The 13523-nt window shown below is 38.1% G+C and carries 11 protein-coding genes and 2 tRNA genes; 5 read left to right on the top strand and 8 right to left on the bottom strand.

Going from position 1 to position 13523, the window contains the following annotated elements; genetic code table 11:
* From ACT3QN_RS10175 to ACT3QN_RS10165, 3 genes are all read right to left on the bottom strand, one after another.
* The coding region (locus ACT3QN_RS10175) for a hypothetical protein (RefSeq protein ID WP_444529202.1) at positions 1 to 1293 on the bottom strand (1293 nt) is incomplete at its 3' end.
* A gap of 257 nt (positions 1294 to 1550) precedes the next feature.
* Positions 1551 to 1832, bottom strand: a complete 282-nt coding sequence (locus tag ACT3QN_RS10170; protein WP_444529201.1) for a hypothetical protein — start codon at positions 1830 to 1832, stop codon at positions 1551 to 1553.
* 2 nt (positions 1833 to 1834) lie between these two features.
* Positions 1835 to 4390: a hypothetical protein gene (locus ACT3QN_RS10165; RefSeq protein WP_444519408.1), complete on the bottom strand. Its 2556-nt coding sequence runs from the start codon at positions 4388 to 4390 to the stop codon at positions 1835 to 1837.
* A gap of 173 nt (positions 4391 to 4563) precedes the next feature.
* Here ACT3QN_RS10165 and ACT3QN_RS10160 point away from each other — a divergent pair, with 173 nt between their 5' ends.
* From ACT3QN_RS10160 to ACT3QN_RS10145, 4 genes are all read left to right on the top strand, one after another.
* On the top strand, positions 4564 to 5004 hold the full coding sequence (locus ACT3QN_RS10160) for a helix-turn-helix domain-containing protein (protein WP_444523989.1): 441 nt from the start codon (positions 4564 to 4566) through the stop codon (positions 5002 to 5004).
* An 8-nt stretch (positions 5005 to 5012) separates the two neighbouring features.
* A complete protein-coding gene (locus ACT3QN_RS10155; protein ID WP_444529200.1) occupies positions 5013 to 5345 on the top strand; it encodes a transposase family protein in 333 nt (110 codons plus the stop codon).
* Between the two features lie 260 nt (positions 5346 to 5605).
* A complete protein-coding gene (locus tag ACT3QN_RS10150; protein WP_444529199.1) occupies positions 5606 to 6382 on the top strand; it encodes an AAA family ATPase in 777 nt (258 codons plus the stop codon).
* Positions 6379 to 7650: an McrC family protein gene (locus ACT3QN_RS10145; RefSeq protein ID WP_201595097.1), complete on the top strand. Its 1272-nt coding sequence runs from the start codon at positions 6379 to 6381 to the stop codon at positions 7648 to 7650. Before ACT3QN_RS10150 ends, ACT3QN_RS10145 begins: the two co-directional genes overlap by 4 nt.
* A gap of 339 nt (positions 7651 to 7989) precedes the next feature.
* Here the strand turns inward: ACT3QN_RS10145 and ACT3QN_RS10140 are convergent.
* The 4 genes from ACT3QN_RS10140 to msrB form a co-directional block, all read right to left on the bottom strand.
* Positions 7990 to 8066: transfer RNA gene (locus ACT3QN_RS10140), tRNA-Asp, on the bottom strand.
* A 37-nt stretch (positions 8067 to 8103) separates the two neighbouring features.
* A tRNA-Val gene (locus ACT3QN_RS10135) sits at positions 8104 to 8179 on the bottom strand.
* Between the two features lie 224 nt (positions 8180 to 8403).
* Positions 8404 to 8889, bottom strand: coding sequence for a glutathione peroxidase (locus tag ACT3QN_RS10130; RefSeq protein WP_444529198.1), 486 nt, complete (start codon positions 8887 to 8889; stop codon positions 8404 to 8406).
* A 136-nt stretch (positions 8890 to 9025) separates the two neighbouring features.
* Positions 9026 to 9451, bottom strand: coding sequence for a peptide-methionine (R)-S-oxide reductase MsrB (gene msrB / locus ACT3QN_RS10125; RefSeq protein WP_444520634.1), 426 nt, complete (start codon positions 9449 to 9451; stop codon positions 9026 to 9028).
* Between the two features lie 484 nt (positions 9452 to 9935).
* Here msrB and ACT3QN_RS10120 point away from each other — a divergent pair, with 484 nt between their 5' ends.
* Positions 9936 to 11519: an aminotransferase class I/II-fold pyridoxal phosphate-dependent enzyme gene (locus tag ACT3QN_RS10120; RefSeq protein WP_444523196.1), complete on the top strand. Its 1584-nt coding sequence runs from the start codon at positions 9936 to 9938 to the stop codon at positions 11517 to 11519.
* Between the two features lie 118 nt (positions 11520 to 11637).
* Here ACT3QN_RS10120 and ACT3QN_RS10115 read toward each other — a convergent pair whose 3' ends face one another.
* Positions 11638 to 13245 (bottom strand): inorganic phosphate transporter, encoded by a 1608-nt coding sequence (locus ACT3QN_RS10115; protein ID WP_444520633.1) that lies wholly within the window; start codon positions 13243 to 13245, stop codon positions 11638 to 11640.
* Positions 13246 to 13523 lie beyond the last annotated feature (278 nt).

The following is a 13523-nucleotide window of genomic DNA, read 5'->3' as shown; positions in this document are numbered from 1 at the left end:
ATGTGTAAGCATTTTTGATATTGTTTGAGCGTTGTAAGACATGCCATCTTGGCTGGCTATAAGCGTTTGACCTTTATCGCCTGAACGTTTGATGTAAATACGCTTAATTAACTTAATATCAGACTCTGTTAAGAGTTGTGCAAGTAATACACGACGTAAAGCAGAGAGGCTTTTATTGTTTCCAAACTTATTATTTCTAATCTCTAGATAATTCTGAGTTTCGGCTACATCACGCAATCTTATTTTAACTATTTCACCAATTCTCAGCCCGCACCGATGTCCTAATATTAACGCTAAGCTCAAAGCCTGTTTTTCATCTACATTTGTAGTAAGGCTATTAATCCTATCAAGGATAGCTTGGAACATCTGCTCTGATATATAACCAACTTTATGATGGGGTTTATCGCTTGTAATCAATGGAGCTATAGGTTCTATATGGTAGTGTTTAACCATGTATTGGTGTATTTCATTAATTAATGTAGCGACTGAATTCTTTGCTTTCGTGGTCTTACTGAGTTCAGTCATCTCACTGTATAGCGTTATAAAATCTTCTTCCTGATAACTTTGTAGGTTTGCATCTTGAGTAAGTGCTAGCCAGCGACTAGTGATGGTATTACTATAGGTTTGAACACTGCTTACTTTACAGGTACGTGCTTTCAATAATAGCCAGCTAACTATTGCCTTTTCTTGTAAAGAGCTTTGATCACTTTTTAATCGATTATAAATTTCATCTAGCTCTTTAATTAATTTCTTTTCAGATAATTTGGCATTATTTTCTTTAACGTCTTTCCTAAGTAACTTCGCTATCTCTACTACTAAGCAAGGACTACTTTCTACATGGCTATTACTATCCATGTTAGTCAAAACGCTATTAAATTCTTCTTGTTTCTGATTTTCATTATGTTGAATATTATAGATCAGAGACTGCCAATTGGAAGTTGGCAAGCTATAGGTGTTTTCTTTACCCGTTATAATGTACCAAGTATGTTCAGGGAGATCGAAGAGGAAGTGATTTTCTAGCACATAGACTGCACCCATCAAAAAACGTTTCAAACCAAGTTCTATATTATTTCCCTGATTTGCTTGTATTAGTTGTATGCTTTGATACCGTTTGTATATTGTGAGATTTCTATCACGATCAATAACGTTATTTTTCTGCTCTTTGATATAAGACTGAATAATATGAGCTGATAGTGGAGAAATAAAAACCTGTGCTTGATGTACTGCTTTTGACTCTTTATAAGTATTTGTATGATAAGCCTTGTCCTTAACGATCACAGTGATGGTTGGCAAACCTGAAATTTGTTCAATTTTTAGACGTTTCCCAATTATTTGATCTAATATCTCCTGTAGTACAGGAGCCTTTAGGATTGCACTGTGAAAGATTAGAGTGAATAAGATATCACTTACAGTTATATCAACAGTTTTTTTATTTTCTAAACCTTTAGCCCAGTTTAGATAAAAATCTAGTATACGCTTACCATCATTGAACCATTCTTGTGTACGAAAAGATTTGGCACGAGATGATTGAATGATAAGTTTAGGAAAACCTATTCAATATTTTTATCTTCTATTCGACTTTGACAGTATTTTACGGCGTGATTGTATGAGGTAGAATATCTCTTAACATCTTTAAAATATTTATTAGTAGATAAATTAGTATCAAACTTTAGCCACATTAGGTCAAACGCTCGCTGTTTATCTTCAGAAGCTGCAATTTTTGTCAGGTCGATGTGTTTGTCTATTAGTTCGCAAGCTAACGAAAAGCGCTTTTCTTCTAGTTTATCTCGTTTTTCTTCTCGTATCTTGATACCAGATTTTTGACGTGCCATCTTTAGCGCTCCAATTGAATGACTGTAAAGCCAATACCTTTGATAAGCTCATCTAGTGTATTTGCAAACTCTCTAAGTTCAGATCGTTTCAAACCGCTAAAAGGGTCGTAAAAGTTGAATCCCAGTTCATCAGAATGTCCCATCCAAGCACTAATAACGTCATATCCAATTGGTCTTTCATTGAGGTCTGAGTTGTATGAATATTTGCCAATATGTATATTTTTTAGCGAGCGTATAAAATGTCTATGCCAATTAAGAGGTAGCAATATATATTGTGACATGCGCTCTTTTATGAATACTTTGTTTAACTTCAACTGAATAACAGTATTGGTTATCTCATCTAATTTTAGATAACTTATCAGTCCAATATGACTATCCAAAATACCCATGTATATTTGACCAATATTATTTCCTAACTTATTAAAAAGAATGCCATTACTTTTAATAAATTTTTCATACTCCTTGATTTGCTGACATACGGTGTTTGGTAGATAGATGAATCTGCCAATAGTGTCAGCTTGCACTTCCTTATCGCTAATAAAATAGACTCCAGTTCTGGTATCTATATCTGACAACCTGCCAAATGGCTCAGTAACAGGTCGATAACCACTTGCAACAGACATCAAAACGTATAGATAGTCCATAAAGCCGTTATGAAGACAAACCAATGAGTCTAAGTTGTTTAACTTTAAATCTACAGTAGCGGCTTCTACTTTTTGTCTTAGTTTAACTACAATATCTTCTAGTCTAAACTCATTAACAGCTAATGCGCTCCCTATAGTCTTATTCCAATAATTTGTTGATATCTCATCGGGTAATTCAAAAAGCATATATATTTTAGTTTGATTTGGATCATATTTATCTTCAAGTAGCTCTATCAAGTGATCCATATAATCTCGTTGACATCGATATAAATCATATTGACTGACATTATAGTAAGGTAGTGCTGAGAGGTGATGAACAGGACAGTTAGTCAACACCTCTATGAGCGCTTTATCTATATTTTTTTGAGCTAAATAGTGCGGTAAGTAGTTTCTAACCTTATTTATGCTCAGTCTTATTCCAAACTCTTTATTGAGTTTACGGAGATCCTCTTTTGCTTGTTCGTGAATAGAGTCTCTTATTTTATCATCAGTACTTTCAATCATTTCAATATGCATTGCACCTAACGGGGACGGCATAAAAAGATACAGCCTGTCTGGCTTATTCGACTTATTTAATTTATAGGTACACAACGATTTATCCCAGTCATCATCGATATGGCTACGTACTGGACAAAACGTGAGTTGGTAGCGATAACCGTTAGCTCCATGCCTTAGCTGTTCGGAAGTATATATATCATGAATACCTGTCAGTAAGAGCATGTATAAATATAATGCGGATTGATCAGATATATCGAATTTAAACTTTCCCTCTTCATATTCATGCTCATATTCGTACTCTTTATCAATAGATAAAAAATCAAGTCTGCTTAGTTTGCTAGCTATATATTCGACCAACCTTTTTATTTCGTCTTCATGTGCCGTATTAACATCAGTGACCTGATTCATAGCATTTTTTCGACGACTGTTTGATTGGCCCTCTGCTTTTACCAGATCTAAATAATAATTACTTGGATTATCTATAGTTACTTGCTCAAAGGATTCCTGCTCATTATCTTGGCGTTCACCAGCTTCAAAAGCATCTGTATTACTTGTAGATTCAGAGATATTTGCTAGATCATTGATTATGTTTCCTGTCGTGTCGTCATAATATGAGGGACCACTAACAACCTGATAAGGGGTGCTGGTTACTCGAGTAATACCAGAATCATTTTTGAAGTAGTTTTCAATCGGTAGAATATACTCATAAAGATATTGGGCTATACGCTCATTAATATCATTTCTAGCATCGTTGGAAGGAAATAATGTATTTTTATCCAGTAACTTGCTTCCATACCTTTTTATTTCTGACTTAAAGGTATCAGGGGAGTTATCAAGCCATCTGGTGTAATTATCGTTATTTTGAGCTTGGATAAGGTTATCCTGAACATCCTCCAAGCTATCCATTTTCGTTAAATCAGGTAAGAAAGGGATCAAAAACTCACGGGTTTTATTAGTTAAAAATCGGCATTCATCAAGTGTGGTTTCAATCCTACTGTCATAGTCAGTCAACTCAACCATTTTAAGACAGAGAAAGAGGTAGAGAGAACGAATGCTATTTATTTTTGGTGAGTCTGAACGACTGGCTAAAAAAGTAATGAGGTAGAGACTTTTGAGATATTTATGACGTGTTTTTAAGTTTTTCAGGAAGTTTTTCTGGTCAATACCGCTTTCGTATGTCTGAATTTTCTCTGATTCAGTTAAGGTAGAAACCATGTCCTTTGTTTTTATCCATTCAGTTAAAGCACTATACTGCCTGTTAAAGGCAGATTTAAATTGTACAGGCAAAGTGTTTTTCAAGAACCTTAGCTCAATTAGTAAGGATGAAGCTTCATCGCTATTAGGATCAGAAAAATCAACAATGTTTTTTTGTAGCCATTCTTCGATATTTTTAGAGCGATTATCTTCATCAGCCATTGTTCTGTAACCATTACAAACTATTTCCTTAACTGTAGCTCCATTTATATAAAGCATCCAGCGATAAAACAAAAAAAAGACACCTGTTTGGATGTCTTTTTGTTAAATAGACCTCTTGCAAAAGTAGTTGTAAGACACAACGTATATTATTGAACGCTACTTACATAATAGATATGCCAAACATAGATAAGCTACTCAAACAAAGTGACGCTGGTTTTAAACGCTACACTGGCATTCATAAAGCCACCTTTTATGACATGCTTGATGCCATGCAAGAGCATGAAGCATCTAAGACCAAATCAGGCAGACCAAGTGTGCTCAGTCTTAAGGAGCAGATACTACTAGCCCTGACTTATTGGCGTGAATACCGCACGCTTTATCATATCAGTATGGACTTTGGTATTCATGAGTCTTCTGCTAGCCGTATCATTCGTAAAGTAGAAGACACACTGATTGACTCTGGCAAGTTTGAATTGCCTAAAAAGCTGCCCAGTCGTGTCGATGAGGACATCAATTGGTCAGTCGTCATCGTCGATGCCACCGAAACCCCAATTGAGCGTCCAAAAAAAACCAAAGAGACTACTACAGCGGCAAGAAAAAACAACACACCCTAAAAGCGCAGGTGATCGTCCATTGGCAAACCGGCTTGATACTCGATGTGCAAACCTGTAAAGGGTCAATCCACGATTTTAAGCTGTATAAAGATACTTGTCCTGATTGGTTGCCTGAGAATACTAACTATCTAGCAGACAGTGGTTATCAGGGTATAGCAAATCTACATAACCAAACTTTCACACCATTTAAGAAACCTCGTGGTGGTCAGTTATTGGAGATATGCAAACAGGCCAATCACTATCTGGCAAAGTTCCGTATTGTGGTTGAGCACAAAATAGGCTTAATCAAGTTGTTTAAAATCGTGGCTCATAAATATCGTAACCGTCGTCAGCGCTCCTAAATTGTTTTGCTAACGATATTTCAGTTGGTGACGTAATACTTTGCCTAAAAAGTGAATTATCTATACAAGCTATCGGAATTGTTACTTCAGATTATAAATATGACGAGAATGCTGAAGGTTTAAACAATCACTACCCGCATGTTAGAAGTGTCAAATGGATTGCGAGAGGTGTGAATTTAAATATACTTCCATTAAACAATAATTACAAGATGGTGCCTCAAGCTTGCTATGAGCTATCTAGGTTTAACTGGGACGATTTATTGAATGAAGCAAAAAAACAGAATCAATATCAGTTCCTTAGATTACTCATTCAAGAAACAGTTGATAAAGAAAATTATGTATTGATCGTTGACGAAATCAACCGCGGCAACATATCTCGTATTTTTGGTGAGCTTATTACATTACTTGAGCCTGATAAGCGTAAAGGTGGTACAGATGCGCGCGAAGTCATACTACCTTATTCTAAAGAGAAATTCTCAGTCCCCTCAAATCTTTACGTGCTAGGAACGATGAATACCGCTGATAAATCTCTTGCACAGCTAGATTTAGCATTACGCCGACGATTTGATTTTATTGAGCTATTACCTAAGCCTGAACTTTTAGATGGCATAACAGTTCATGGCATTGCTGTATCTGAAATATTAACAGTAATAAATCAGCGTATTGAAGTGCTGTTAGATCGTGAACACACCATAGGTCATTCGTACTTCTGGTCTTTGAAAGACTTGGATTCAGATGCCGAAAAAGAAATTGAATTAGGTAATATTTTTAAGAGACGGATTATCCCGTTACTGCAAGAATACTTCTTTTTAGACTGGGAGCGTATTGGTTGGGTGTTGAATGACCCTGCTAAAGATTTTGAAGATCGGTTTATACAGACTGAAAAAATAAATCCTACTATGAATCAACTTTTTCCTAGTAAAGTTCTAAGCCAGATTACAGCAGATAGACGCTATTATATTAATGCTGATGCATTTTCTAAACCTCAAGCATATAAAGGTATATTTCACTTTGATACTGCTACAGGTGAAGAATGATTCAAGTCAGAGAATATGCTCAGCTGACTACCGATCAGACAGTATTTCCTAGCTTAGACTTGGCTATCATTGAGCAAGAAACTTTTGATTGGTTAGTGGAATTAAGTGAAAAAGAGAGCTATGGACGGTTTATTACTTATAAGCGTCCAAATTACTTACAGTTGCATTCTTATGTAGGTTATTTGGAAAGCCCTTGCCGCGAAGGTATTGAGATACTACCAAAGACAGGATTAGGTACTCAAGAGTCAGATAAGAGCAGAGAGGTCTTATGCAAAATGCTAAGCTCCGTATTAAACCTATCCTATAAAGAGGCTCAATCTGCCAGTCTCAATCGAATGAACTTACCTATTCATGAGTGGATATACTACCAGTTTTTATATTTGCTAAAGGAGCTGGTAGCGTCTGGGCTCAGATTTGACTATCAAAGAATTGAAGAAGAAAGTAGATTTATTCGTGGCCAGCTTGATATTACAGTTCAACAAAGGCAAACGGTTGGCCGAGCTCATCTTTTTCATATTCGTCATGATGTCTATCATCCAAATCGACTTGAGAACCAACTAATCAAAACAGCATTGGATTACGTACAGCAGCACTGTAGGAGTTCTGAGAACTGGCGACTGGCTAATGAGCTCTCACACATCTTAGACCCTATAACGAGTCTTAGAGAGCCTCTAAACTCAATGCATAAGTGGTCAGACATCAAAATATTGCAATCCTACCGAGCGATAAAGCCATGGTGCCAACTAATACTTGAAAAGCTTAATCCAAACTTTCAAAAGGGAGAGCATCGGGGTATTGCATTGTTATTCCCAATGGAAATTTTGTTCGAGAAGTATGTGGCAAAATGCTTACGACGAGATATCAAGTCGCCCTGGCAACTAACAACACAGGCTTCTAATAAGCACATGGTGAATGACCAAAAAGGTTTAAAATCGCGCTTTCAATTAAAGCCTGATCTATTAATCAGTAGAGAAAGAAAAAATTACCATGTACTTGATACCAAATGGAAGTTAATAAACTCAAATAAAAAGAATTTTGATATAGAACAGGATGATATTTATCAGCTATTTGCTTATGGTCACAAATATTTGAATGGGTGTGGAGACATGATGCTTATTTATCCTAAACACCATCAGTTCGAAACACCTTTGGAATGTTTTCATTTAGCAGAAAAATTGAGGTTGTGGGCAATACCATTTTGTATTGAAACTGACAAAGTGGTTATCGGTGAATGGGTAGAAAGGTTTCCGTCTTTACCTCAAACTTAGTTTGAGGCTGATCCTTTAAGCTCCTGAACTTATCGATAAGCATAAAATTTGGGGGTCAGTTACCATCAGCAACTTTTAATAATCTTGGTCACAAAATGGTCACCGTTTGGTCACCGAGCACTTGGTCACCGATTTTCAAGAAGCAGAGTGCATGTATGCAGACTTATAGAAAATACATTATTAAAGAGTGGACTACTTCTTAAGGGTTGATAAAGAAAGAATAACCAACCCTTATGGATAAAGGCTTTAAGCGGAAATTCAGACACAAAAAAACCTCAAGTAAACTAATACTTGAGGCGAAACTTGCTTAAACTCGAGAGTTTAAATTCGTTTTAAATATGGCGCAGCGGACGGGACTCGAACCCGCGACCCCCGGCGTGACAGGCCGGTATTCTAACCAACTGAACTACCGCTGCTTAGGTCTCTTAGCTTGTTTAGCCACTTGCTAAGAAGTGGTGGGTGATGACGGATTCGAACCGCCGACATTCTGCGTGTAAGGCAGACGCTCTACCAACTGAGCTAATCACCCTTCGAACAATTGCTAGGCAATTTATTCAACATCAACCAAGCTCTTTAGTTTGTCACTAAGCTCCGTTGCTGTGGGTGTGTATTATATAGATTTACAGTTGGGTGTCAAACAGTATTTACCACTTTTTTAAATATTTTTTCGATTTCTATTAGAATATCTAGCAAGCATTTGTTTTTATTGGTTTTATATTTTCATACAAAACCAATATTTTTTAGGTTTCATGCCTATTTGTTATCCAGTGCTTGCTCGATATCATTTTTGATGGCTTCTGGCTTGGTCGTTGGTGCATAACGGTCAATAACCTGACCTTTTCTATCAACTAGGAACTTGGTGAAATTCCACTTAATACCATCTGTCAGTACACCACCCTTTTGTTCTTTGAGCCATTGATAGATAGGATGAGCATCTGCGCCATTGATATCAGTCTTCGCCATCATAGGAAAGCTGACGCCATAGTTCTTCTGGCAAAATGAACCAATCTCGTCATTGCTACCTGGGTCTTGGCTACCAAATTGGTTACAAGGAAAACCGACAACCACCAGTCCTTGATCTTTATATTGTTGATATAGCGACTCTAAGCCTTCGAACTGCGGCGTAAATCCACATTTACTTGCGGTATTGACGATTAATAATACTTTATCTTGGTAATCTGAAAATGCTTGTGAGCTACCATCCATGCGCTCAGCGGTAAAATCATAAATTGTACTCATCATTTATCCCTAAATTGAGGTTTTTATTGTTCTAAGTGTTTATGCAAAATTTATTTTTCTATCATACATATAATAAAACTATTGAAAAGGAAGCACCCTGTACTTCCCTTCCACATTTCTAATATTACTTAACCTACTACTTCTCAGACTTATCTAAATCAATAGATACTGAGTTGATGCAATAGCGCATGCCTGTAGTCTCTTTTGGTCCATCAGGGAATACGTGACCCAAGTGTGCGCCACAGTTACTACAGGTGACTTCTGTGCGCGTCATACCTAGAGAGTTGTCTTCATGCTCTTCAATGGCGCTGTTATCAATGCCTTGATCAAAACTTGGCCAGCCACAGCTCGCATCAAATTTATTACTTGAGTCAAATAAGCTTGCACCGCAGCCTTTACAGCGGTAGACGCCATCATCAGTCGCATCATTGTAGACACCTGTGAACGGACGCTCAGTGCCCTTCTCACGCATAATATGATACTCATCGGCGCTTAAACGCTCTTTCCAGTCAGCTTCAGTCAACTGGCTAATTTCTTCTTTGCTTAGTTGATTGTCTTGCATAATTTATCCTTATTCGAGTATTTATTATCTAATCTCGATTACTGTTTTATCGCCATATGATTATGAAAACGACGTGCTCTATCTGTTGGTTATCAATGCACTATTCAAGGTACATGTAAGAAAAATGCTAACTATATAAAGAGAGAAATAGCGCGGCTGAAAATATTAACTATGTTAAATATAGCAAATTATTTTTAGATAATAATGGGTAGAGATGTAATTTGAATATCTATTACATCTTATGGTCTATATAAAAAGTTTGATAAAGAATAAGGATGAACTCAGAACCAATTGCAAGTTATACTTGCAATACATAGTAAGTCTGATTGTAAAATTATTTGCAAACTACCTATTAATGCAATAATATCTTGCATTAAGGTTTAAACAAAATGCATAGTTTATTTCTTCACCGAATAATTACTGGTTAATAAAGGCTCAAACAACGATGTCTGACGACAATAATAAAAGTACGCAAGCGGAACGACTGGTACAGTTACGCCGTGACAAAGGATTTACGGCAGAGCAGCTAGCACAAGCTATGACAGCCGCTGGTGCAAAAGTCAGTCGCGGAGCTATCTCAAACTGGGAGCGAGGTACCAATGGTATCGTCTCATCAAAGTTGCCTACGCTCGCACGTATTTTAGGCTGTAGCGAAGGATATCTGTTGCGTGGTGACCTCAAAAACGAGGCTATTGATACACAAGCTCTATCATCTTTTACAGAGTGCAAAGAGCGGCAGAAAGTAGAAACAGTCAAACCTTCTTCTACGACAACCATTAATAACAGTCAAAATACACAACCTAACCCTATAACCAATCCGATAAACGGTCATGCTATGAACACAATTAAAAAATCCGATAAATTACAAAACGTTTGCTATGACATTCGTGGCCCTCTTCTACAAACTGCCAATAAAATGGAAGCAGAAGGCAAACGTATATTAAAACTAAATGTGGGTAATCCAGCGCCCTTTGGCTTAGAAGCGCCTCATGAGATTTTGCGCGATGTCTCTATGAACCTACCTGAGGCAACTGGCTATTCAGACTCGCAAGGGATTTTCTCAGCACGTAAAGCTATTTTGCAATATTACCAATCTAAAGGTTTGCTATCAGCTGTTGATGTGCGTGACGTATATTTGGGCAATGGAGTCTCTGAACTTATTGTCATGACTATGCAGGCACTGATGAACGATGGCGATGAAGTTCTAATTCCGATGCCAGACTACCCGCTTTGGACGGCAGCGGCCAACCTCGCTGGCGGTACAGCGGTTCACTATCGCTGTAACGAAGAAGACAACTGGCATCCTGATATTGAAGACATCAAGTCGAAAATTACGAGCAAAACAAAGGGCATCGTGGTTATTAATCCAAATAATCCGACAGGCTCCCTTTATAGTGATGAGTTATTAAAGCAAATTATCGAAGTCGCTAAAAAGCATGATTTGATCATTATGGCTGATGAGATTTACGACCGCATTCTGTATGATGATAGTGTACATACACCGATGAGCACTCTAACTGACGATATATTAGTACTTACTTACAATGGCTTGTCAAAGTCACACCGTATTGCAGGGTTTCGCTCAGGCTGGATGATGGTATCAGGCCGTAAGCAGCACGCAGCTGACTTTATTGAAGGTTTAGATATGCTAGCATCCATGCGTCTTTGCTCCAATGTGCAAGGACAATACGCTATTCAAACAGCGATGGGTGGGCATCAGAGTATGCAAGACCTAACTTCTGAGAAAGGTCGCTTATATAAGCAACGTGAAATGGCAGTATCACGTCTCAATGCTATTAAAGGTGTTTCCTGTACTATGCCTCAAGGCGCGTTTTACTGTTTTCCAAAAATGGATCCAGAAGTTTACCCTATCACTGATGATATGGACTTCATGATGGATTTACTCGTTGAAGAAAACGTATTGATGGTCCAAGGTACAGGATTCAACTGGGATAGACCTGACCATTTCCGCTTGGTGTTCTTACCTAACTTGCATGATTTAGAAAATGCGATGGATAGACTGGATAGGTTTTTTGCGAAGAAGCGCCAACAGTTTGGTACTGACTAAAAACCGAACTATTAGTTTGAAAAAACGCTTATTGGCATTATACCAATAAGCGTTTTTTATTGTGCTGAGCTTAGTTATCAAAACTCAGTTATGGCCATTCACTTGTAAAAACAACGCATTAAAAAACGTTGCTCAATACGATATAACTGATAGCAGACATGGTAGCCGCTGCAGGCAACGTCACAACCCACGCCAAACCAATCGGTTTCATAAGCTTCCAATTAGTATCTCTGTTGACGATACCGATACCGAGTACTGCGCCTACTAGCGTATGCGTACTTGAAACAGGCAGACCCATAGTCGATGCGCCCATTACAACCGCAGCAGCAGCCAGCTCAGCTGAAAAGCCTGACGCTGGATGCATTTTTGCTAGATTAGTACCAACCGTTTGAATCACTTCTTTACCAATGAACCAAAGGCCAACGATCAGTGCAACACCAAATGTCAACATGACTGCAGGTGGCACTGCAGCTTCGGTGGCGATACTATTAGTACGAATCACATCCATAATGGCGGCAAAAGGGCCAACCGCATTGGCGATATCGTTTGAGCCATGACTGAAAGCAAAAGCTGACGCGGTAAAGACCTGCATCCAGCTAAACATAATAAATGTCGCTTTGGTCAAATCTTCTTTATGCTTACCACGGATACTTTTGGTATAGATATAGGTCGCTAACCATACTAGCGCCGCTATCATTCCCATAATCAAAAAGCCCTGCAGTGTGGTTAGGCCACTATTAACATTTTTTAGACCTTTAAATACGACGAGAGCCGTCATCACCGCACCACCTGCGGCAGCAATGAGAGGAACCCATTGCTTAAGGGCTTTTAAGGTATCAAGGCTACTGCGCTCATTCTCGATATCATAAAGCTTTTTATAGTAATCCGTTTCTAAATCTTCAACAACACAGTCATCATCTTTATAGATTTCTTGATCGCGTAACATCGCTGACGTATAAGCCAGCTGCTCAGACTCTGTCAGACCATCTAAAAATTCTTTGTGATTCTGTTTTAAAACTTTTTTATTGCCTTTTAGTGTCGCAATATAGGCTTCAGTTTTATCATTGTATTCGATGATATTTTTCTTGATTTGTCCATATAAAAGATAAGACAACACGCCACCTAATAACGGTGACAGCACCCAAGAAATAGCAATCGTTCCAACCGTTCCCCAACTCACTGTTGATAACGCCATATCAGTACCACCCAATGTGATACCAAGTACGATAGAGCTACCAACGACGCCGCCAATAATGGAATGCGTTGTCGAAACCGGTAAGCCTTTTTTGGTGGCAAACAATAACCAAAATGCTGCTGCAACCAACGCGGAGAGCATGACATAAATAAATTGGTTGGGTGTCACCGTTAGACCATCTAAGTCAACGATGCCTTTTCTGATCGTGTCAGTAACTTCGCCACCTGCCAGCACAGCACCGGATACTTCAAATATTGCAGCAATGCCCAATGCCTGAGGAATGGTTAAAGTGCCCGCACCTACCGAGGTACCAAAAGAGTTGGCGACATCATTCCCACCGATATTGAATGCCATAAAGACACCAAAAGCAGTCGCCACAATGAATAGCGTCGTTTGCTGACGCATGGTGTAATCTAAACCCCACCATAAAAAGTAGGAAGTCATCGCAATCAGTAAAATGGCAAAAAATAGATTTATTCTCGTAGAGCCAATTGGCTTGACTGACTCTGTAGAACTGCTGCTAATACCCATACGTTAGTACGTCCTGCGTAAGCTGATTAAAATTATATGAGGTTAATAATATTGCTCTGCTACTCACAGTGCTTATTACGGTATCTCATGAAGTAGCATATATAAAACATACTGCTAACAGATCTTAAACCGACTAGAGCGAAAATAAGTAATACATCCCTCAATGTGTCATAAAGCCGCAAGTGATATTGCTAAATCGTCTGATTACAGCATCTTGCGGCTCATATATTTCATAGTGATATTTGTATTACCAACAGCTATTGTAACAATTTTTGTCA

Origin of the sequence: Psychrobacter sp. AOP7-C1-14 (assembly GCF_052376135.1) — a bacterium.
GTDB lineage: Bacteria > Pseudomonadota > Gammaproteobacteria > Pseudomonadales > Moraxellaceae > Psychrobacter.
This window is presented reverse-complemented; position numbering and strand designations above follow the sequence as displayed.